The sequence below is a fragment of the Flavobacterium sp. ACN6 genome (assembly GCF_002304005.1).
Taxonomy (GTDB): domain Bacteria; phylum Bacteroidota; class Bacteroidia; order Flavobacteriales; family Flavobacteriaceae; genus Flavobacterium.
Genome location: NZ_MRCQ01000005.1, coordinates 60,002 through 81,912, shown reverse-complemented (window position 1 = coordinate 81,912; position 21,911 = coordinate 60,002). Strand labels below are relative to the sequence as shown.

19 protein-coding genes are annotated in these 21,911 nt (G+C 33.2%); 17 read left to right on the top strand and 2 right to left on the bottom strand.

What is annotated here, in order from left to right; translation table 11 throughout:
• Positions 1 to 4: 4 nt before the first annotated feature.
• The 13 genes from atpB (at position 5) to BSF42_RS09225 (ending at position 12,704) form a co-directional block, all read left to right on the top strand.
• On the top strand, positions 5 to 1,180 hold the full coding sequence (gene atpB / locus BSF42_RS09285) for a F0F1 ATP synthase subunit A (protein ID WP_095952811.1): 1,176 nt from the start codon (positions 5 to 7) through the stop codon (positions 1,178 to 1,180).
• Positions 1,181 to 1,213: 33 nt separating this feature from the next.
• Entirely contained in the window at positions 1,214 to 1,411 is a 198-nt protein-coding gene (gene atpE, locus BSF42_RS09280; protein WP_008465835.1) for an ATP synthase F0 subunit C, read from the top strand.
• An 88-nt stretch (positions 1,412 to 1,499) separates the two neighbouring features.
• A complete protein-coding gene (locus BSF42_RS09275) occupies positions 1,500 to 2,000 on the top strand; it encodes a F0F1 ATP synthase subunit B (protein ID WP_026727280.1) in 501 nt (166 codons plus the stop codon).
• Between the two features lie 4 nt (positions 2,001 to 2,004).
• On the top strand, positions 2,005 to 2,538 hold the full coding sequence (gene atpH, locus BSF42_RS09270) for an ATP synthase F1 subunit delta (RefSeq protein WP_095952810.1): 534 nt from the start codon (positions 2,005 to 2,007) through the stop codon (positions 2,536 to 2,538).
• A 39-nt stretch (positions 2,539 to 2,577) separates the two neighbouring features.
• Complete coding sequence (gene atpA / locus BSF42_RS09265) at positions 2,578 to 4,155, top strand: F0F1 ATP synthase subunit alpha (protein WP_095952809.1); 1,578 nt, start codon at positions 2,578 to 2,580, stop codon at positions 4,153 to 4,155.
• 90 nt (positions 4,156 to 4,245) lie between these two features.
• Positions 4,246 to 5,106 carry an ATP synthase F1 subunit gamma gene (gene atpG, locus BSF42_RS09260; RefSeq protein WP_095952808.1) on the top strand — a complete coding sequence of 287 codons (861 nt, stop codon included), beginning with the start codon at positions 4,246 to 4,248 and terminating at the stop codon, positions 5,104 to 5,106.
• Positions 5,107 to 5,672: 566 nt separating this feature from the next.
• Positions 5,673 to 6,119: a GNAT family N-acetyltransferase gene (locus BSF42_RS09255; protein WP_095952807.1), complete on the top strand. Its 447-nt coding sequence runs from the start codon at positions 5,673 to 5,675 to the stop codon at positions 6,117 to 6,119.
• A 95-nt stretch (positions 6,120 to 6,214) separates the two neighbouring features.
• Positions 6,215 to 7,675: a lipopolysaccharide biosynthesis protein gene (locus BSF42_RS09250; protein ID WP_095952806.1), complete on the top strand. Its 1,461-nt coding sequence runs from the start codon at positions 6,215 to 6,217 to the stop codon at positions 7,673 to 7,675.
• Between the two features lie 28 nt (positions 7,676 to 7,703).
• Positions 7,704 to 8,138 carry a dUTP diphosphatase gene (gene dut / locus BSF42_RS09245; RefSeq protein WP_095952805.1) on the top strand — a complete coding sequence of 145 codons (435 nt, stop codon included), beginning with the start codon at positions 7,704 to 7,706 and terminating at the stop codon, positions 8,136 to 8,138.
• Between the two features lie 81 nt (positions 8,139 to 8,219).
• The gene (locus BSF42_RS09240; RefSeq protein ID WP_095952804.1) at positions 8,220 to 9,236 is read left to right on the top strand and encodes a sugar phosphate nucleotidyltransferase; all 1,017 of its coding nucleotides are present in this window, start codon (positions 8,220 to 8,222) and stop codon (positions 9,234 to 9,236) included.
• Between the two features lie 46 nt (positions 9,237 to 9,282).
• Complete coding sequence (locus BSF42_RS09235) at positions 9,283 to 10,635, top strand: lipopolysaccharide assembly protein LapB (RefSeq protein WP_095952803.1); 1,353 nt, start codon at positions 9,283 to 9,285, stop codon at positions 10,633 to 10,635.
• A gap of 12 nt (positions 10,636 to 10,647) precedes the next feature.
• Entirely contained in the window at positions 10,648 to 11,427 is a 780-nt protein-coding gene (locus BSF42_RS09230; RefSeq protein WP_095952802.1) for a DUF4292 domain-containing protein, read from the top strand.
• A gap of 23 nt (positions 11,428 to 11,450) precedes the next feature.
• A complete protein-coding gene (locus BSF42_RS09225; RefSeq protein WP_095952801.1) occupies positions 11,451 to 12,704 on the top strand; it encodes a murein hydrolase activator EnvC in 1,254 nt (417 codons plus the stop codon).
• A 68-nt stretch (positions 12,705 to 12,772) separates the two neighbouring features.
• On the opposite strand, the gene BSF42_RS09220 is transcribed toward BSF42_RS09225, so the two are convergent.
• Both BSF42_RS09220 and BSF42_RS09215 read right to left on the bottom strand, forming a co-directional pair.
• A complete protein-coding gene (locus BSF42_RS09220) occupies positions 12,773 to 14,353 on the bottom strand; it encodes a RagB/SusD family nutrient uptake outer membrane protein (RefSeq protein ID WP_095952800.1) in 1,581 nt (526 codons plus the stop codon).
• 17 nt (positions 14,354 to 14,370) lie between these two features.
• Positions 14,371 to 17,361 carry a TonB-dependent receptor gene (locus tag BSF42_RS09215; protein WP_095952799.1) on the bottom strand — a complete coding sequence of 997 codons (2,991 nt, stop codon included), beginning with the start codon at positions 17,359 to 17,361 and terminating at the stop codon, positions 14,371 to 14,373.
• 497 nt (positions 17,362 to 17,858) lie between these two features.
• On the opposite strand from BSF42_RS09215, the gene rbfA reads away from it, so the two are divergent.
• From rbfA to BSF42_RS09195, 4 genes are all read left to right on the top strand, one after another.
• Positions 17,859 to 18,251 carry a 30S ribosome-binding factor RbfA gene (gene rbfA / locus BSF42_RS09210; RefSeq protein ID WP_095952798.1) on the top strand — a complete coding sequence of 131 codons (393 nt, stop codon included), beginning with the start codon at positions 17,859 to 17,861 and terminating at the stop codon, positions 18,249 to 18,251.
• Position 18,252: 1 nt separating this feature from the next.
• Positions 18,253 to 19,452 carry an FtsX-like permease family protein gene (locus BSF42_RS09205; protein ID WP_095952797.1) on the top strand — a complete coding sequence of 400 codons (1,200 nt, stop codon included), beginning with the start codon at positions 18,253 to 18,255 and terminating at the stop codon, positions 19,450 to 19,452.
• Positions 19,453 to 19,622: 170 nt separating this feature from the next.
• Positions 19,623 to 21,050, top strand: a complete 1,428-nt coding sequence (locus tag BSF42_RS09200; RefSeq protein ID WP_095952796.1) for an MATE family efflux transporter — start codon at positions 19,623 to 19,625, stop codon at positions 21,048 to 21,050.
• Between the two features lie 238 nt (positions 21,051 to 21,288).
• Entirely contained in the window at positions 21,289 to 21,891 is a 603-nt protein-coding gene (locus BSF42_RS09195) for an N-acetylmuramoyl-L-alanine amidase (protein ID WP_095952795.1), read from the top strand.
• Positions 21,892 to 21,911: the final 20 nt, after the last annotated feature.

The window sequence follows — 21,911 nt, the reverse complement described above, 5'->3', positions numbered from 1 at the left end:
CGATATGGTGATTTCAAACAAACCGCTCAGCTTTATTCTTGCCGCTTTTGTAGCTTCTCTACCAATTATGGGTTTTGCAAATCCAGAGAATGACTCAACGCATGTTCAAACTGAAACAGCTCATGAAGAGAAAGTAGTTTCGCATAATGCTCCTGAGGAAGGAGAGCACGCTGCTCTTGATCCAAAGGCAAAAGTGGATGCTTTTATTGATCACCACTTACAAGACTCTCACGACTTCGTATTCTTCTCAGATGAGAAAGAAAACAAACAATACGGTTTTTCATTACCGGTTATCCTTATTGATGGTGGATTGAAAATTTTCTCTTCTTCAAAATTACACCACGGTGAAACAGTTGCAGAGGTTGACGGAAACTTCTACAAATTAGTTCACGGTAAAATTTACAAAACAGATGCTGCCGGCACAATTAACTTTAATGAGCACGGACATCCAGAAAATGAAAAACCATTAGATTTTTCTATTACAAAAAATGTAGTGTCAATGCTTTTCGTTTCAGTATTATTATTTATAATGTTTACTGGTTTAGCAAGATCATATAAAAAAGGACCAATCCCAACTGGATTTGGTAGAGTTTTAGAACCGCTTATTATCTTTATTAGAGACGAAATTGCTGTTCCTAATATTGGAGAGAAAAAATACCGTAAATATATGGGTTACCTATTAACTGTATTTTTCTTTGTTTGGTTGTTAAACTTATTAGGTATGACACCGCTAGGAATTAACGTTACAGGTAATATCGCTATTACAGTTTGTTTAGCAGCATTTACTTTTATAATTACACAATTTAGTGCAAACAAAGATTATTGGGGACACATCTTCTGGATGCCAGGAGTACCAGTTCCAATGAAAATTATTTTAGCTCCAATTGAAGTTTTAGGAACACTAACAAAACCATTCGCATTATTAATTCGTTTGTATGCAAATATTACTGCAGGTCACGTAGTAATTATGAGTTTGATTGCTATGATTTTCGTAGGTAAAAATTTAGCAGCAGATTTGCCAATCTCATTAGGTTTAACATTGTTTATCTCTGTTATTGAAGTTTTAGTTGCATTTTTACAAGCGTTTATCTTCACGATGTTATCATCATTATTTATTGGTATGGCTGTTCAAGATCATGATCATGCTCACCACCACGAAGACGAAACAGCAATTATTTAATTTAGAAGTTTAATTTTATATATATAAATACTTATGGGAACAATTCCAACTTTAGTAGGTGCAGGTTTAGTAGTAATCGGTGCAGGTTTAGGTTTAGGTAAAATCGGTGGATCTGCTATGGACGCTATTGCTCGTCAACCAGAAGCTGCTGGTAAAATTCAAACTGCGATGATTATTATCGCGGCTTTATTAGAAGGTTTAGCATTTGCTGCTTTAATCTTAGGAAAATAATAAAGAAAGAAATAACAGCATCTTTAACGGTTGGTTAAAGATGTTGTTACTTTTAAAAAAGAAATTAAATATTTAATATAGTTATAAAATGGATAAGTTAATTAACGATTTTTCATTCGGTTTATTCTTTTGGCAAGCTTTAATCTTGTTAGTATTAATTTTACTTTTGGTGAAATTTGCATGGAAACCAATTATGGAGTCTATCACTGCAAGAGAAGAAGGTATTAAAAATGCATTGCTTTCTGCTGAAAACGCAAAGAGAGAAATGGAAAATTTACAAGCTGACAATCAAAGAATTTTGAATGAAGCTCGTGCAGAACGTGACGCGATGCTAAAAGAAGCTCGTGAAATGAAAGAGAAAATGATTGCTGATTCTAAAAACGAAGCACAAGAAGCTGGTCAAAAAATGATCGAACAGGCTAAAGCTGCTATCGAAAGTGAAAAGAATGCTGCAATGGCAGAATTGAAATCTCAAGTTTCAACTCTATCATTAAGTATTGCTGAGAAATTATTGAAAGAAGAATTATCTAACAAAGAATCTCAAACTAAATTAGTAGAGAAAATGTTAGGTGACGTAAAGTTAAACTAAGATTATGGCAAGTACAAGAGCAGCAATTCGTTATGCAAAAGCAATTCTAGACTTAGCAAACTCTAAAGGTGTTGCCGAAGCTGTCAATAACGATATGAAATCAATTGCGACAGCAATTGAGACTAACCAAGAATTGAGTACCTTTATTCAAAACCCAACTACAAAAGTTGAAGTTAAAGAAAGTGCTCTTTTAGAAGTTTTTGCAGATGTAAATGGAGTAACAAAAGGATTATTTCATTTATTATTTGAAAACAAAAGATTTGAAATTCTTCATGCAATTGCATTAGGATACAATAAATTATTTGATGAAAGTAATGGTGTTGAAGTAGCGAAGGTTACAACAGCTATTCCGATGGATGCTGCTTTAGAAGCTAAAGTTTTAGCAAAAGTTGCAACTTTATCAGATAAAAAAATTACAATAGAAAATATAGTAGATCCTTCAATTATTGGTGGATTTATTTTGAGAATAGGAGATAATCAATACAACGCTTCTGTTGCAAATAGATTACAAGTATTAAAAAGAGAGTTAAGTAATTAGTTTTTATAACACAAAAAAGTGTCTAAATTATAAATTAAGATGGCGGAAATCAAACCTGCTGAAATTTCAGCAATATTAAGAAAGCAAGTAGAAGGTTTTGAATCTGGTGCTACGCTAGAGGAAGTAGGAACAGTACTTCAAGTTGGAGACGGTATTGCTCGTGTTTACGGGCTGTCTAATGTACAATATGGAGAGTTAGTAGAATTTGATAACGGTATGGAAGGTATCGTATTGAATCTTGAAGAGGATAATGTTGGGGTTGTACTTTTAGGAGCATCAACTGGACTTAAAGAAGGATCTACTGCAAAAAGAACTCAACGTATTGCTTCTCTTAAAGTAGGTGAGCAAATGGTAGGACGTGTTGTTAACACTCTTGGTTTTCCAATTGATGGAAAAGGACCAATTGGTGGAGATTTATACGAAATGCCATTGGAAAGAAAAGCACCTGGTGTTATCTTCCGTCAGCCAGTAACTGAACCATTACAAACAGGAGTTAAAGCGGTTGACGCTATGATCCCAGTTGGTCGTGGACAACGTGAGCTTGTTATTGGTGACCGTCAAACAGGTAAATCAACTGTTTGTATCGATACAATCTTAAATCAAAAAGAATTTTACGATGCAGGAAAACCTGTATTCTGTATATATGTTGCAATTGGGCAAAAAGCTTCAACTGTAGCAGGAATCGCTAAAATGTTAGAAGAAAAAGGAGCAATGGCTTATACAGTTATCGTTGCTGCTAATGCTTCTGATCCAGCTCCAATGCAAGTTTATGCTCCTTTCGCTGGTGCTGCAATTGGAGAATACTTTAGAGATTCTGGTCGTCCAGCTCTTATCGTTTATGATGATTTATCTAAACAAGCTGTTGCTTACCGTGAGGTTTCTCTTTTATTAAGAAGACCACCGGGACGTGAGGCTTATCCTGGAGACGTTTTCTACTTACACTCTCGTTTATTAGAGCGTGCTTGTAAAGTAATCGCTGATGATGGTATCGCTAAAAACATGAACGATTTACCAGATTCTATCAAATCTATCGTAAAAGGTGGTGGTTCATTAACTGCTTTACCAATTATCGAAACTCAAGCTGGTGACGTTTCTGCATATATCCCAACAAACGTAATTTCGATTACAGATGGTCAGATTTTCCTAGATGGAGATTTGTTCAACTCCGGGGTTCGTCCTGCAATTAACGTAGGTATCTCTGTATCTCGTGTTGGAGGTAATGCTCAAATTAAATCTATGAAGAAAGTTTCTGGAACTTTAAAATTAGACCAAGCTCAATTCCGTGAATTAGAAGCTTTCGCTAAATTTGGTTCTGACTTAGATTCTGTTACTTTAAACGTAATTGAAAAAGGAAAAAGAAACGTTGAGATCTTGAAACAAGGTTTAAATGATCCTTATACTGTTGAAAACCAAGTAGCTATTATCTACGCTGGTTCTAAAAACTTACTAAGAAACGTTCCTGTAGAAAAAGTAAAAGAATTTGAAGCTGATTTCTTAGCTTACTTAAATAGTAAACATAAAGATACGCTTAACGCGTTGAAAGCTGGTAAATTAGATGACAGCATTACTGATGTTATCGAAAAAGCAGCAAAAGAAATCTCAGCAAAATATAACTAATAAGATAATAAGTCAATTAGATAATTAGAAAATGGCTTTAACCTTTTCTAATTATCTAATTTTCAAATTGTCAAATTTTCTAATTAATAGATGGCAAATTTAAAGGAAATCCGTAATAGAATTACTTCCGTTTCATCGACGATGCAGATTACATCGGCTATGAAAATGGTTTCTGCTGCAAAGCTGAAGAAAGCACAAGATGCAATCACTGCAATGCGTCCTTATGCCGAGAAATTAACGGAGTTACTGCAAGATCTTTCTGCTACACTTGAAGGTGAAGTAGGAGGAGATTACACGACTCAGCGTGAAGTAAAAAAAGTATTGCTTGTAGCTATAACTTCAAACAGAGGTTTATGTGGTGCATTCAATTCAAATATTATTAAAGAGATTAAAAATCGTACTGATTTTTATGCTGGAAAGCAAGTTGATGTTTTTGCTATCGGTAAAAAAGGAAATGATGCTTTAAGCAAAACTCATATAGTTCACGGTCATCATAATGCAATTTTTGATCATTTAACGTTTGAAAATGTTGCTGGAATTGCAGATAATTTGACTGAGAAATTTTTATCTGGAGAATACGACAGAATTGAGTTAATTTACAATCAATTTAAAAATGCTGCAACTCAAATTGTTCAAACAGAACAGTTTTTACCATTAGCGCCTATTAAATCTGATGTGGCAGTTTCTTCAGGAGATTATATTTTTGAACCTTCTAAAGAAGAAATTGTTTTGACTTTAATTCCTAAGTCTTTAAAAACACAATTGTATAAAGGTATCCGTGATTCATTTGCTTCTGAGCATGGAGCTCGTATGACTGCTATGCACAAAGCAACAGATAATGCAACTGAGTTAAGAAACCAATTGAAATTAACTTACAATAAAGCACGTCAGGCTGCTATTACAAACGAGATTTTAGAGATCGTGGGTGGAGCAGAAGCTTTAAATGGATAGTTTACTCGATATTATATAAAGAAAAAGCCAGCAAATGCTGGCTTTTTCTATTATGGAAGTTTTTTCTTATTTAAAAATAACTTTATAAAATGGTGATTCTCAAATTATTGATAAATTGAGAATCACTACCATTTTATAAAAAATTGACAGATAATTCTGCAGTGCTTTGTCTTTTATGGGAACAAACTAGCTTTATTAGTCCCAATGCTCTGTTTTTTAAGGGTTACATTTCAGCAGAATCAATCCCTTGTGCTTTGTCTTTTATGGGAACAAACTAGCTTTATTAGTCCCAATGCTCTGTTTTTTTAGGGTTACAATACAGCAGAATCAATCCCTTATGCTTTGTCTTTTATGGGAACAAACAAGCTTTATTAGTCCCAGTGCTTCCTTTTTTATAAGGGTTGTATTTAGCTTTCTCAATCCCTGTGAAGCAAATTTAAGAAAACACTGTATAAAAAAAGTTACATAATTTTTAACTTAAATTTATATATTTCACATGTTAGTGTTCTGGTAATTATGTAACTGGCTCAAAAAAAATAATTAATTTTGATTTCTATTCTATTAAAATGACTCTACAAATACGCGAAATTACTACGATTGATGAGATGCTGGCTGAAATTGAAACCATCAGATTTTTGTATCCAAATATTACTTTAGAAAAATATAAATCATTTCTTTCTGAAATGATTCCACACAATTATACTCAGATTGGAGTTTTTGAAAATAACCTTTGTGTAGGAATTTCCGGCTGCTGGTCGGCAACAAAATTGTGGACGGGAAAATATCTCGAAATTGATAATTTTGTAGTTCATCCAGAATATAGATCTAAAGGAATTGGAAAAAAGCTTACAGACTATATTGAGAAAAAAGCGATAGAATTAAATTGCAGCAGTATCGTTTTAGATGCGTTTACTGGAAATTTTGGCGCGCATCGTTTTTACTACAATCAAGGTTACGCTCCAAAAGGATTTCATTTTGTGAAAATTTTGGATGAAAAGAAAATGACGGTTTAAAAGAGTTAGAACTTTTCTTTATTGCATCAAACAAAAGCGCCATTAAACAAAAGAAATGGTTATTTTTGTCTTACAAACATTATTACAATTATATTTTGGGATTATATAAAAATCTATTCAAGCAAACAGCAATTTACGGACTGGCAACAGTTTTACCGCGAATGCTGAGTTTTTTATTAGTGAGAGTATATACAGGAATTTTACCTACCGCCGAATATGGCGAGGTTTCGATAGTATTGTCTTGGATGGTTTTCTTTAATGTAGTTCTTTCATACGGAATGGAAACTGCTTTTTTTAGATTTTACAGTGCCGAAGAAGACAAGAAAAATGTAATTGCTACTTCTACAATTTCAATTTTTTGGACATCGATTATCTTTCTGTTTGTTGCTCTAATTTTCAGAAATACACTGGCAAGTTTAGCCGAAGTAGATGTTCAGTATATTACTTATACAGTTTGGATTTTAGTATTAGATGCCTTGGTTTTAATTCCATTTTCTAAATTAAGGGCCAACCAAAGACCAATGGTTTATGCTGCTATTAAGATTGGAAATGTCGTAATAAACTTATTGCTAAATATATTTTTCTTAATGTACCTGCCAAAGCTTGCTGAAGTAAATCCAGGTTCTGTGTGGGATAACTTATATGTAGAAAATTTCCAAATCGCTTATATCTTCATCGCTAATCTTTTGGCAAGTTTAGCAACATTTGTAGTGCTTTCGCCAAATTATCTTTCGCTTGGGCGAAAATTTGATCCAGAACTTTGGAGAAGAATGATGAAATACGGATTACCAATTTTGGTTGCCGGACTGGCTTTTGCTGTAAACGAACATTTTGATAAAATCCTTTTAGGTTATTTACTTCCTGAAAATTTAGCAAAATCTGAAGTTGGAGCTTATTCTGCTTGTTATAAATTAGGATTATTTATGGTGCTTTTTGCAACAGCTTTTAGATTAGGAATCGAACCTTTCTTTTTCAGCCATGCCAAAAATGAAAATGCACCGCAGACTTATGCCGTAATTACCAAATATTTTGTGATCTTGGGTTCGTTGATTCTATTAGGAGTTATCGTTTTTGCAGACGTTTTAAAATACTTATTGTTAGATAATAAATCCTATTGGGAAGCGATGAAAGTTGTGCCTCTAATTATTTTGGCAAATTTCTTTCTGGGCATTTACAACAACTTATCGGTTTGGTATAAACTAACAGACAAAACAAAAATTGGTGCTTACATTTCTATTGTTGGTGCTATTGTAACTTTGGTTTTAAATTATATTTTAATTCCAAAATACAGCTATTATGGTTCGGCAATTGCAACCATTTCGGCTTATGGAAGCATGATGCTTATTTCTTATGTTTTAGGAAATAAATATTATCCAATTCCGTACGACATGAACAAAATCGGTGCTTATTTAGGTGTTTCAATATTATTTTCGATAATTTCATTTTACGGATTCAGAGAAAAATATTATGTTGGAATTCCGCTTCTTTTAGTTTTTATGTATATGGTTTACCATTTTGAAAAAGCGACCATAAAAGGAATATTAAAGAGAAAATAAGCCATACTTATAAATTTTATATTTAAAAATGAAAATACAAATTATCAATAAATCGCAGCACGAATTACCAAATTACGAAACTATTGCTTCTGCAGGAATGGATTTGCGTGCCAATATTATAGAACCAATTACGTTAAAACCTTTAGAAAGAACGATCGTAAAAACAGGACTTTTTATTGAATTGCCAATTGGTTATGAAGCGCAGGTAAGACCAAGAAGTGGTTTAGCGGCAAAAAAAGGCGTAACAGTTTTAAATTCGCCAGGAACAGTTGATGCAGATTACAGAGGAGAAATAGGAGTAATTTTAGTAAATTTATCAAACGATGATTTTGTAATAGAAAACGGAGAGCGAATTGCGCAGCTGATTATTGCAAAACATGAAAGAGCAGAATGGATTGAAGTTGAAACACTTTCTGAAACATCTAGAGGTGAAGGAGGCTTTGGAAGCACTGGAGTAAAATAGTTTTTGAATAAAAAACACTTTAAAAAAGAAAGACCAAACCCAATGAAGATTTTTTTGATCTTCCATAAAATCAAATAAAGAATGAAAATAATTGTGCCAATGGCAGGCCGTGGATCAAGATTGAGGCCTCATACATTAACAGTACCAAAACCATTAATTCCTGTTGCTGGAAAATCTATAGTTCATCGTTTAGTTGAAGACATCGCTAAAATATTAAAAGAACCTATCGAAGAAGTTGCATTTATTTTAGGTGATGAAGCTTTTTTTGGAGATGATGTTGTAAAAAGTTTAGAGGATTTAGCACAAGTATTAGGAGCTAAAGCTTCTATCTATCGTCAGGACCAGCCTTTAGGAACTGGCCACGCCATTATGTGTGCCAAAGAATCTTTGTCTGGGCCAGCAGTAATTGCCTATGCAGATACTTTAATTAGAGCTGATTTTGAATTAGATCCTGAAGCTGACGCTGTTATTTGGGTAAAACAAGTTGAACAGCCAGAGGCTTTTGGTGTTGTAAAACTTAATCAAAATAATGAAATTGTAGAATTGGTTGAAAAACCAAAAGAATTCGTAAGTGACTTAGCGGTTATCGGAATTTATTATTTTAAAGAAGTTGGAGTTTTAAGAAATGAACTTCAAAGTGTTCTTGACAATAATATTCAAAACGGTGGAGAATATCAGATTAATGATGGTATCAAAGCCATGATGGCAAACGGTAAAGTTTTTAAAACCGGAAGCGTTGATGAATGGATGGATTGCGGAAACAAAGACGTTACTGTTGAAACCAATACTAGAATGTTAGGATTTCTTCACAATGATGGTGAGCATTTAGTTGATTATGATGTGAAACTGGAGAATTCTACAATTATTCCACCATGTTATATTGGCGAAAATGTAGTCTTGAAAAATACTACAATTGGACCAAATGTTTCTGTTGGAAAAGGATGTCATGTAACTGACAGTATAATTAAAAACAGTTTAATTCAAACCTATTCTCAAATTAAAAATGCTAACTTAGATAACGCAATGATAGGAAATCATGTTAGCTATGATGGTAAATTTACTAATGTGAGCATTGGAGATTACTCGGTTTTAGAATAGATAAAATACTAAATTTTCGTTTTGGTTTAAAAATGTAATTTTTAAAATGATTAAAAAAAGAGTTTTTACAATATTGTGTTTTGCTTTTTTCAGCACATCATTTTCGGTTTTTGCACAGACAGAACCCGAAGATATTGCTATGGCAGCAGACGAATATCAAGACTCGTTTTATGAATCGTTGAAACAAAAAGGAATTGAAAATTACGATAAAGCTATTGTGTCATTGGAGAAATGTATCAAACTAAAACCCAATGATGCAGTGGCTTATTTTGAATTAGGAAAAAATTATCTGGCGCTTAAAGAATATCGAAATGCACAAGATGCTTTTGAAAAAGCAACGCAGTTAGATCCTAAAAACAAATGGTTTTGGCTTGGAATTTATGACGTAAGTTACGAGACGAAAAACTATGCGCTGGCAATCGAAACCATAAAGAAAATAATTGTTTTTGACGAAGAGTATAAAGATGATTTGATTTCGCTATACATGATTACTAATCAGTCTGACTTAGCATTGACTGCAATAAATGAAATGAACGAGAAGTTTGGAAAATCTGCCGATCGTGAAATTTATAAATCGCAGATTTTATCTCAAGGCAAATATCAAAATGCAGAAATTGATAATTTAGTGCAGCAGATTAAAAAAGACCCAAAAGAAGAATCAAATTATGTGAATCTTATTTTTTTATATTCTAAGAATAATGAAAATGAGAAATCTCTTGAAGTTGCAAAACAATTAGCAAAAGAAATCCCAACTTCAGAATGGGCGCAGGTTAGTTTGTTTAAAAACTATTTGGATGCCAATCAAGCTGATAAAGCTATAAAATCAATGAATGTGATTTTGGCAAGTTCAAAAATTGATTCGAAGATTAAACACAGAACTTTAAATGAGTTTTTGATTTATGTAAACAAAAATCCGCAGTATGCTCCAGATTTAGAAAAGGCAATTGCTTATTTTGACAATGATAAAGATGTTGATGTCGCAAAAGAAATAGGGAAGTTCTATCACAGTAAAGGTCAATTTGAAAATGCAGTTAAATATTATGAAAAAGATTTAAGTGCGCATTCAGATACTGATCTTGAAACCAATATGTTGCTTCTGGAGGCCTATTCGCAGACCAAACAATTTGAGCCAATGACAAAAAGAGCAATGATGCTGATTGAAGTTTATCCAAGTCAGGCGCAGTTTTATTATTTTGCAGGTTTAGGAAGTAATCAGCAAAAACAATTTAAAAATGCAAAAACCGTTCTTGAAATGGGTCTAGATTATGTAGTTGATGATACAAAGTTAGAAGCAAATTTTAATATTCAATTAGGAGAGGCATACAATGGATTGGGAGATGCCAAGAAAAAAGAGGAATACTTTTTGAAGGCAAATGAATTATTAAAGAAAAAAAAGTAAAATAGAACTCAGATGAAAAAATATATAATAGTACTAATACTTTCTACTGCTGTAATTTCGTGTAAAACGAAAGCGGTCGCAGTACAAAGTAATACAAGCCAGACAATTGCACCAAAAGAAGATAAAAAAGTAATAGAAAAACATTACGATAATAAACTAGATTTTTCGACTTTATACATAAAAGCAAGTGCGAAATATGTTGATGAAAAACAAAGTCAAAATGTTACTGCCGAAATTAGAATCGAAAAAGACAAACAGATTTTGATAAGTGTGCGTTTTTTAGGAATAACAATGGCTAAAGCTTTGATTACACCGTCAGCAGTAAGTTATTACGAAAAAATAAACAGTACTTACTACGAAGGAGATTTTACAAGTTTAAGTAAATGGCTGGGAACAGATTTAGATTACAGTAAAGTTCAGAATTTATTAGTTGGAGAAGCTTTTGACGATTTAAGAAAAGGAAAATATACGCAGACAATCGTAGAAAACCTTTTTAGACTGGATGAAGAAAAAGATGCTAACTTGAAGAAAACCTTTTTCTTAGACGGTGAAAAATATTTAATTCAAAAAGAAGAGATTTCGCAGCCTTCTGAAAACAGAACATTACAGATTGCTTATGCAGACAGTAAAGTTTTTAATCAGGGAACACTTCCAACAAGTATCGAAATAAATGCAGTACAGCCAAAAGGGAAAACAAGTATTAATTTGAATTATAATAATATTTCATTTAACGAAGAACTTTCTTTTCCATATAGCGTTCCAAGCGGTTATAAAAAAGTTACAATTAAGTAAATTTGCAAAATAAAAATAGAAACATGCCAAAATTTCTCCTAAGTCTAGTTTTAATTTGTGCCACTACATTTGTATGGGCGCAGGATTCGCAGCAAGAAAAACTGGAGCAGCGTAAAGCTCAAATTCAACAGGAAATTAGAGATAATGAAAAGATGTTGCAGTCTGTTCGAAAAAAAGAGAAATCTGCTGTGAATGAATATTTAATTCAGGCAAACAAAATCAAACTAAAAGAGAAATTAATTAATACTACAGCAAAGCAGGAAAAACTGCTTAGTAACGATATGTATATTAATCAGGTTCAGGTTAATAAACTTAAAAAAGAGCTAAAGGTTTTAAAAGAAGATTATGCCGAAATGATTTTAAAATCGTACAAAAGCCGATCTGAACAAAGCCGGGCAATGTTTATATTATCTTCTGAAAGTTTCTTACAAGCTTATAAAAGAGCTCAGTATCTAAAACAATATACCGCTTTTAGAAAAAATCAAGGACTTGAAATTCAGTCAAAAACTGCGCAGTTAGTTGATTTTAATGCGAAACTTGACGGACAAAGACAGGTTAAAAAGAAGATCATTGTCGAAAATCAAAAGGAAAAAGTTACTCTTGAAGAAGAGAAAAAAGAGCAGCAAAAATTGGTTAATTTGCTTAAAAAAGATAAAAATAAAATTGCTGCAGATATTCGATCAAAACAAAGTGAATCAAAACGAATTGACAGACAAATTGATCGTTTAATTCGTGAAGCGATTGCAGAAGCAAATAGAAAAGCAGCTGCAGAAAGAGCAAAAGCAAACCCAGGTTCGAGTGAAGCAAAAGCACCTGTTTCTTCTTCTAAAATTGCATTGACACCAGAAGATAAAATCTTAGCGGCAGACTTTAAAGCCAACAGAGGAAGATTACCTTGGCCGGTAGAAAAAGGATTTATTTCTTTAGGATATGGAGATCAGCCGCATCCACTTCATCCGTCACTTACGGTGCATAACTCAGGAGTTGAGATTACAACCGAAGATGGAGCCAGCGCAAGATCAGTGTTTGCAGGAGAAGTTTCAAAAGTTATTGTTTTATCTCCAGTGAATAAAGCCGTCGTAATTCAGCATGGTGACTTTTTTACAGTTTACCAAAACTTAAGTTCTGTTTCGGTTAGCCAAGGCGACAAAGTAACAATTAAACAAAACATTGGAAGAGTTAGAACAAGTGGAGATACAGGAAAAACAATTATAAAATTCTTGATCCTTCAAAATACTTCAAACAATAATCCAGAAGGATGGCTGCAAAGCAGATAATTTAAAAATATTTTAATTTAATATAAATCCTTTTCACCAGATTAAGCTGGTGAAAAGGATTTGTTATTTTAATTACTTGCGTTATCAGGATTTTGTATTAGTGCAGGATTAGAATCTAGATCATATCTAGGAATTTTAAATAAGAAATTCTTAGAAGGGGTAAATTGAAGCGGATTGTTAACATACATATTAATGCCATTATCATTTCCCCATTTTACATGATTTGCTACATTTTTGCCGATACGATTAGTTCGTAATTCATCGAAAAATAATACACCTTCACCAACAAATTCAAATCCTCGCTCTTTATAAATAGCATCTGCAAACTCTTCTTTGCCTAAACCAGGTGTCAGATCTGGTAAATTTGCTCTATTTCTTACTCTGTTTATATAAGTATAGGCAGCTGCAGGGCCATTCATTTCGTTCTCTGCTTCAGCATAATCTAAGAGTACATCGGCATATCGAATTACATAAGAATTAGCCTGAGGTTTTTTTAATGAAGCTGAATTTTCTGTTCTGTCATAAAATTTAAGATTTCCCGGAGATGCAGTTTTCCATCCTTTTGATCCTGGGAAAAACCCTTTATCACCTGGAACAAATTCTATGGTTTGTATTATGTGGCTTGGATTACCTTTTTCTGTGACGTTTACAGTTGTTAAAAAACTGCCTTCTTTTCGGGTATCATCATTGCTGTAAGAAAGATAATGCTGTATAGAAGGTCCAAATCTATGGTACATATAACAGCCAAGAGTAGTTTCGGTTATATTTACACCAAACATAACATGGTTATTATTGTACTCATTTTCAACAGCTCCGTACTGCATTTCAAATACAGATTCCGTTCCGTTTTTATTGTTCGTATTCCACCAAAACCATAAATCTTTAAAATTCGGCTGTAAATTATACTGCCCAGATTGAATCACTTTGGTACAGTAATCTTTTGATTTTTGGAAATATGTTCTATCTCCCGTCATACTTCCTCGTGTTAAGTACAAATCACCAAGTAAAGCTTGAGCCGCTCCTTTTGATGCTCTCCAGTTATTACCATTTTCATACCCTGATTTTTGAGGAAGATTTTCTTCGGCATATTCAAGGTCTGCAATGATATAGGCATAAGTTTCATCGGTTGACTTTCGTGGAATTGCTAAGTTTTTAAGTCCTTCTGTAAAAGTTTCAGGAATAGGAACTCCTCCATACATACGTACTAAATTGTAATAAGTGGCCGCTCTTAGGAATCGGGCTTCAGCAAAATATCTTTTTTTAAGATTTTCATCCATTTCAACATTTTCTCCTCTGCCAATTACCAAATTTGCTCTATTGATAATATTATAAGCATCATCCCAATTGGTAATTACCATTTTATCAGAATTATTCATGTCTGCCCATACATTCCAAAGCTGTACATCGTCTTTTGCATATGCAGGAGAACCAAACTCAGTTAGAACTTCCAAATACATAATGTATTTATAATTACCATTAAAACCATTTTGATAGCCATCATAAACACCAACTAAAGCCGTGTTTAGTTCGCTCGCATTTTTATAATAATTTGCTGGCGATAAAAAAGTGTAAGGTTCTTCGGTTAGATCTGTACATTGAGAAAAGAGCAGTAATGCACAACCTGAAAAGATATATTTTAGGATTTTCATTTTATAGATTTTTAAAATTAAAATTTCGCAGTAAAACCAACAAGCATAGTTTTTACATACGGTGAATTTACGCTTCCACTCTCCGGATTATAGCCTCTGTGATTAGCAATGTTGATGTAGTTTTGCGCGTTCACATAAACATTTAATTGTTTTACCCAATCAACATTTTTAATAACATTCGATAAATTATAAGCTAATTTTATGTTCTTAATCACAAAATAATTCCAGTCTCCATTCGTGCGATTTGACAAATAAACTTCTTGTGCGCCAGCTCTAGGAAAAGTTCCAGACGTATTGGTCGGACTCCACATTCTGTCATATGCATATTGAGTTGGAATATAATTTCTGTTTTGAATTTGATTTTCTCCAAAAACCATATAATTATTATCTTCATCAGAAGCCAGACCTGTTGCTCCCTGCCCATAAATATCTAAAGCCAGGTTTTTATAACTCACGTTAGTTGAAATTCCATAAAAGAAATCAGGTGAAGTGGTTCCAATATTTACATAATCATCATTATTGATGATTTTATCATTGTTTTTATCGACATACATTTCTTCTCCCAGCTTAGCCGTCGGGCGAATTTGCTGATACGCCGTTAGTTGTTCCTGTGTCTGAATGATACCTGCAGATTCGCGCGCCCAAACACTATTTACCGGCTGGCCGACCATTAAATATTTAGCTATTCCTGAAGATGAACTGCCAACATTAATACGATCTACATCGCCATATAAGCTGACGATTTCATTTTTGTTTTTAGAGAAATTGGTACTTAAATCCCATTTAAAAGCGGAGTCGATTATCTGTACTTTTGCAGTAACTTCAAAACCAATGTTTTTAACTTCTCCAATATTTTGTAACATACTGTTATAACCCGAAGTTGTAGGAATAGGAACATTATACAACAAATCCGAAGTTTGTCTTTGGTAAAAATCTAAGTTTAGATCCAATCTGTTCCATAAGCTTAGATCCAGTCCCACATTATATTGAATATTGCGTTCCCATTTTAGATCAGGATTTCCAATAGTTTCTACAAATCCAAAAATTGGGTTATTTTCATAAACATAATTGGCTTTTACAAGTTTCGATAAAGATTGGTAATTACCAATTTCCTGATTACCAGTAACACCATAACTTGCTCTAAGTTTTAATGCCGTAATTGTTTTATTTTCTTTTAAGAAATTTTCCTTATCAATTCGCCAGCCTAATCCCAAAGAAGGAAAAAATCCCCATTTGTTATTATTTCCAAAACGAGAAGATCCATCGTAACGGCCAGTCAATGTAAGTAGATATTTTTCATCGTAAGCATAAGAAGCACGTGCGGTCCATGAAATTAATTTACTTGAATATTTAGTAGATGAATTGGTAATACTTCCTCTATCTGCATACGTAATATCATTTGCTCCCGTAGCATCATTTAGAAAACCAGATCCTCTTACACCTAAATCTTCATATACATATTCCTGCCAAGAATAAACTCCCGTTGCAGTAAAACTATGTTTATCATTCCAAGTATTAGAGTAGCTTAAAATATTATCCGTCAGCTGAGAAGTTTGTCTTCTGTAGTATTGGCTTCCTGTACCAGTACTTCCAGATCCAATTCCTGCTGTTGATTTTGAAGTATAATATTCATATTGCTTTTCATTAGAAATATCTACACCAAAATTGGTTTTAAAAGTTAAATTTTTAGCGAGCTTAAAATGAGCATAAACATCTCCTAAAATACGATCTGAGGAAATTTCATTTGTCATTTCTGAAGCCTCTGAAACAGGATTCCAAGTTCCTTCAAAATAAGAACTGATCGCTGGGTCTTCCGTTGCATAGTACCAGCTTCCATCAGCATTTTTTACTGGAATAGTTGGCCAGCCGTATCGAAAAATATCCCCAGTAGGATTATTGCGAATGTCTCTTTGCGAACGCCCAACTTGTAAATGTGTTCCCACTGTAAGCCATGGTTTGTATTCATGATTCAAATTTGTTCTAAGTGTCATCTTTTTAAAACCAGAAGCTTCTACAATTCCGTCTTGCGAAAAAATATTTCCCGATAGCAGATATGTTGTATTCTCTTTTCCTCCACTAAAAGATAAAGAATAATTTTTCATCAAAGCCATGTTTTGAATGACTTCATTCTGCCAGTCAACATTTGTATTTGGAGCAGGATTAGTGGCAGAGTAAACTGGTTTCCCAGTTGAATATGTATAAGCGTCATTAATGAAATTAACAAAATTATCCCTGCTTAACAATTTAGGCAGTCGCGCAGGAGTAGAGATACCGCTGGTGCCCACTATCTCCAAATTATTTTGCCCCTTTTTTCCCTTTTTTGTTGTAATGAGAATAACACCATTTGCGCCTCTTGAACCATATATAGCAGCAGATGATGCGTCTTTAAGAATTTCCATAGACTCAATATCGTTTGAGCTAATGTCATTCAAGTTGCTGTTAACCAAAGCAAAACCATCAACAACTATTAATGGGTCATTGCCGGCACTAATAGAACCGTTTCCACGTATTCTTATTTTTGGCGAAGAACCAGGAGAAGAATCGTTGTTTAAAACTGCAACACCTGCAGCTCTACCTTGAACTGCCTCTAGCGGATTTGAGCTTGTTACTGTGGTTAGTACATCGCCTTTAATTTGAGTTATAGATCCAGTTAAATCACTCTTCTTCATCGTTCCGTAACCAACAACCACAACTTCTTTAAGTTCTGAAACTTCGTCGGAAAGCGTGATATTCATTGTAGAAGATTGAGCAACAGTTTTTTCGACTGTTTCTGAGCCGGTAGAACTAAAAATTAAAACGCTGCCTGTATTTGCGTTTATGGAATATTTTCCATCTAAATCGGAGATCGCACTAATTTGAGATCCCTTAATTATGATGTTAGCTCCAGGAATAGGAATTCCGTTTGAATCGGTAATTGATCCAGATACCATTTTGTTCTGTGCAAGGCCAGTAAAATGAAACAAAATGGAAAAGATCAAAACAATCAAATGATTAATTTTGTTTTTCATAAGGATAATTTTGGTTAGATAAGTTGAGATAAACTTATTTATATCCTCACCTCTTTGTATCCTGTTCTATCCTGTTAAATATGAAGTCTCTAGGTGTTTTTTTGTAAATATTTTACATATATTTTTTCGTGACTAGTTGATTTACTGGTTTTTAAGTTAATTATTGTTAATTTAGTTTTAACCTAAAAAAAGTGATAAATTTTTATAAAAAAGCACATTATGTTAGTGATAATAAATTTATCTAATATTTAATTTTTAGCATAATATTCGTAAATATGTGTTTTTTATTTACTAATATTTTAAACATATAACATCTGGTTTGTTTTGAAAAATTCAAAACAAAGAAAAAAAGTTTGCAAACAGAGAATGGTAAAAATTGAGAAAATTTTTGGGAAGAATAATTAGAATAGAGAGAAAAATGAATCAGAACACAAAAATCATCCTATTGTTCATTTGAAATTGTATCGATTAAAATTTAAAAATAGTATTTTTGCACTATGGAAACAAATAGACAGAAAAAAATAGGCGGTGTCATTCAGAAAGATCTGGTTGATATTCTGCAAGGTGAAGTGCGAAAAAACGGAGTTACTAATCTGGTAATTTCGGTATCCAAAGTTAGTGTTACTTCAGACTTATCTGTAGCAACAGTATATTTAAGCATTTTTCCTCAAGAAAAAGCAAAAGAAACTTTAGAAGGAATTAAATCAAATACAACTTTAATAAAACATGATTTGTCACAACGTGTGCGTTTGCAATTACGTCGTGTACCAAATCTGGTATTCTTTATCGATGACTCTTTAGATTATATCGAAAAAATTGATAACGCTTTATCAAACAGAGAGAACCCAATCGAAAATCGTGATCTTTTAGAAAAAAGAAGAAAATCATAAATTGAATTTCCCCCTTTACATAGCCAAACGCTATATTTTTAGCAGTAGTAAAAATAATGCTATTAATATTATTAACCGCATTGCCAGCATGGGAATCATTGTTGGCACGATGGCTTTGTTTGTTGTTTTATCTGTTTTCAGCGGCTTAAAAGTTTTTAGTCTTTCGTTTACAAATGAAATCGATCCCGATTTAAAAATGGGAAGTACTTACGGAAAATCATTTCTCATTGCGCCCGATCAGGAAAGTCAGATCAAGAAAATCAGCGGCGTTGCTTCTTACACCAAAATAATTGAAGAACGTGTTTTGTTTTTATTTAAAGACAAACAACAAGTTACTTACCTAAAAGGAGTTGACAGTTCTTATGCAGTTGTCAACGATATTAAGAAAAAACTTTACAGCGGCCAATGGCTTAAACCAGACAGCTATCAGGTTGTAATTGGCTACGGTTTATCTCAAAATTTTTCTATGGGAATTCTCGATTTTGAGAATCCGCTGCAGGTTTTCGCCCCAAAACCCGGAAAAGGAGCAATCGAAAATCCTGAAGAAGCTTTTAACAAAACAGATGTATTACCTGTTGGAATTTACTCCATAAGTGAAGATTTAGATTCAAAATATGTCTTTGCAGATTTAGGTTTAGTGCAGGAATTATTAATGTATAAAACCAATCAAATCTCTGGAATTGAATTTAAACTAAAAGAAAATGCAGATGAAAATGCAGTAAAAAAGCAACTCAACTTTATTTTCAAAAATAAAATTACATTAAAAAACAGAGCCCAATTAAACGAGTCGTTATACAAAATGCTTAACACTGAAAACATTGTTGTATATCTGATTTTTACTTTAGTAATCATTGTGGCACTTTTTAATTTAGTTGGAGCATTGATTATGATGATTTTAGAGAAAAAAGGAAATCTTAAAACACTTTTTAATCTCGGAACAGAAATCAATAGTCTTAGAAAGATATTTTTACTTCAAGGTACTTTACTAAGCTTTTTTGGTGGTTTAATAGGACTTGCTTTAGGAGTAATCTTGGTGATTTTGCAGCAGCAATATGAACTGATAATGATTACGCCAACTTTAGCTTATCCTGTTGTTTTTTCAGTAGAAAATGTTCTAATTGTCATGACGACGATTTTATCACTGGGATTTATTGCATCATTAATTGCAAGCAGCCGCGTTAGCAAAAAACTGCTGGATTAATTTCTTCTTTAAAAATATTACTTATATTTACCACCTTAAAAATCTACAGCATATGATTGTTTCTGCCTAATCCTATTTTATTTTTACAATAATTAGGATACCTACAGTTTGTTTTTTTAGTTCAGATCAAAGTACATCTGAGCCAATATTATCATTTATCCTAATATATCATGACAGAAACAACTATAAAGAAAAGTCTATTTTCTAAAATTTTTACCACTTTAAAAACAGCCTTAAAAGGCGACGAATCATTTGATTATACTTCTGGAAGCATAAAGAAAGCCGTAATTCTATTGGCCATTCCGATGGTTTTAGAAATGATGATGGAATCGGTTTTTGCTTTAGTCGATCTATATTTCGTTGGACATTTAGAACACAGCAGTTTTGCCATTCAAACAGTTGGTTTAACCGAATCCGTATTAACCGTTATATATTCTCTAGCTATTGGAATGAGTATGGCGGCAACTGCAGTCGTTGCAAGACGAATAGGAGAAAAAGATCCAATCGCAGCCGCAAAAGCAGGAATGCAGGCAATCATTGTAGCAATTGCCGTAAACAGCGTAATGAGTGTTTTGGGAATTATTTATGCTAAAGATATTCTGCTGCTTATGGGCGCATCTGCTGATGCTGCCGAACACGGTTTTGTATTTACACAGATCATGATTGGCTCCAGTTTATGTATTATGCTTTTGTTCTTGATTAACGGAATTTTTCGCGGAGCAGGAAACGCAGCAATTGCAATGAAAAGTCTTTGGATAGCCAACATTTGTAATATCATTTTATGTCCAATTTTAATTAATGGTTTAGGGCCAATTCCTGCTTTCGGATTAGTTGGCGCTGCATTGGCAACAACAATCGGAAGAACTACTGGAGTACTATATCAAGTTTATCATTTGTTCTTTGGCAACGGAATTTTAAAAATTAAGGTTTCATACTTCGCTCCAGATTTTAAACAAATCAAAGCTTTAGTAAAAATCGCTGCGCCAGGAATTTTACAATTTGTAATTGCTTCTTGCAGCTGGATTTTCTTAGCACAATTAGTAGCAACAACTGGCGGAGATCATGGTTCTGCAGGTTATCAAACCGCACTTAGAATTATGATGTTCTTTATTCTTCCAGCTTGGGGATTAAGTAATGCGGCGGCAACTTTGGTTGGACAAAATTTAGGTGCAAAACAAATCGAACGTGCCGAAAAATCAGTTTATACAACAGCAAAATATAACGTGATTTTTATGGCGACAATCATGATTATTACATTGGCTTTTGGAAAATATATTATTTCCTTTTTCACCAACGACGAATTGGTAAAAACAGTTGCTGTTGAAGCCCTTCAAATTATGAGTGTCGGTTTTATTTTTTACGGAATCGGAATGGTTTTAATCAATACTTTTAATGGAGCCGGAGATACCTGGACACCAACAGGAATTAATTTCTTTGGGTTTTGGCTGTTTCAAATTCCACTGGCTTACGTATTAGCTAAGCATTTTAATATGGGACCCACTGGGGTTTTCATTGCAATTCCAGTTGCAGAAACTGCAATTACTCTGGCGGGGATTTTCTTCTATAAAAGAGGGAAGTGGAAACGAGTTCAAGTGTAATTATAAGATAAGTAAAAAAAAGACCTTCAAAATTTTGAAGGTCTTCTTGTTTTACAGCTCTTTGTCAAAGTTCAAAACTTTGACAAAGATTAATAGATTCTAATCAACTCATAACCAGTACAATATCGTTTGTGTTTTTCTGTTACAAACAAAAGAATAAACGTATTCAGTTGTCGTTTTGTACAATATTTCGTAATTTTTTTTCGTTATATTTGAATTAACCAAAAACGAAATTCCTATGAAAAAAAAGATTCAATTTTTATCAGTTTTAAGTGCAGTAGTGTTTGGATTTCTTGCCTTCACAACATTAGACAAAAAAACTATTGTTATTGATGCAGGTCACGGTGGTCAAGATGCTGGCGTCGACGTGCGAGGTTTTGAGGAAAAAACAATTACTGAAGCAGTCGCAAAGAAAATAAAGGAATTAAATAAGAATGCAAATGTCGAAATTGTTTTACTTCGTGACGGAGATGTTAATATGGATTTAGCAGAAAGAGTTTCCAAAATAAACAACCTAAAACCAGATTTAGTAATTTCTCTGCATATTAGTACTAATAGAAATGTAAAAGCGAATGGAGTACGAGCTTATATTACTTCAAAGGAAACATTTCATGATCAATCAAAACAAATTGCTGAAACGGTAATTGATAAAATTGCAATTAATGGAAATCTTGAAAAAGGAAAAGTAACTGAAGCTCCTTTTTTTATTTTAAAAAATGCAGAATGCCCAGTTGTGCTTTTAGAAATGGGATATTTGTCTAATGAAAATGATAGAGACTATCTAACTAGTGAAAAGGGGCAGTCTGAAATTGCAGACAAAATCTTAGAATCAATAAAATAAAATCATAAAAAGACCTTCAA

Coding starts and splice junctions, on each gene's coding strand:
- atpG (WP_095952808.1), top strand. CDS start 4,246: ATGGCAAATTTAAAGGAAATCCGTAATAGAATTACTTCCGTTTCATCG.
- BSF42_RS09235 (WP_095952803.1), top strand. CDS start 9,283: ATGATTAAAAAAAGAGTTTTTACAATATTGTGTTTTGCTTTTTTCAGC.
- BSF42_RS09200 (WP_095952796.1), top strand. CDS start 19,623: ATGACAGAAACAACTATAAAGAAAAGTCTATTTTCTAAAATTTTTACC.
- BSF42_RS09230 (WP_095952802.1), top strand. CDS start 10,648: ATGAAAAAATATATAATAGTACTAATACTTTCTACTGCTGTAATTTCG.
- atpB (WP_095952811.1), top strand. CDS start 5: ATGGTGATTTCAAACAAACCGCTCAGCTTTATTCTTGCCGCTTTTGTA.
- BSF42_RS09220 (WP_095952800.1), bottom strand. CDS start 14,353: ATGAAAATCCTAAAATATATCTTTTCAGGTTGTGCATTACTGCTCTTT.
- atpA (WP_095952809.1), top strand. CDS start 2,578: ATGGCGGAAATCAAACCTGCTGAAATTTCAGCAATATTAAGAAAGCAA.
- dut (WP_095952805.1), top strand. CDS start 7,704: ATGAAAATACAAATTATCAATAAATCGCAGCACGAATTACCAAATTAC.
- BSF42_RS09225 (WP_095952801.1), top strand. CDS start 11,451: ATGCCAAAATTTCTCCTAAGTCTAGTTTTAATTTGTGCCACTACATTT.
- BSF42_RS09255 (WP_095952807.1), top strand. CDS start 5,673: ATGACTCTACAAATACGCGAAATTACTACGATTGATGAGATGCTGGCT.
- BSF42_RS09195 (WP_095952795.1), top strand. CDS start 21,289: ATGAAAAAAAAGATTCAATTTTTATCAGTTTTAAGTGCAGTAGTGTTT.
- atpH (WP_095952810.1), top strand. CDS start 2,005: ATGGCAAGTACAAGAGCAGCAATTCGTTATGCAAAAGCAATTCTAGAC.
- rbfA (WP_095952798.1), top strand. CDS start 17,859: ATGGAAACAAATAGACAGAAAAAAATAGGCGGTGTCATTCAGAAAGAT.
- BSF42_RS09275 (WP_026727280.1), top strand. CDS start 1,500: ATGGATAAGTTAATTAACGATTTTTCATTCGGTTTATTCTTTTGGCAA.
- atpE (WP_008465835.1), top strand. CDS start 1,214: ATGGGAACAATTCCAACTTTAGTAGGTGCAGGTTTAGTAGTAATCGGT.
- BSF42_RS09215 (WP_095952799.1), bottom strand. CDS start 17,361: ATGAAAAACAAAATTAATCATTTGATTGTTTTGATCTTTTCCATTTTG.
- BSF42_RS09240 (WP_095952804.1), top strand. CDS start 8,220: ATGAAAATAATTGTGCCAATGGCAGGCCGTGGATCAAGATTGAGGCCT.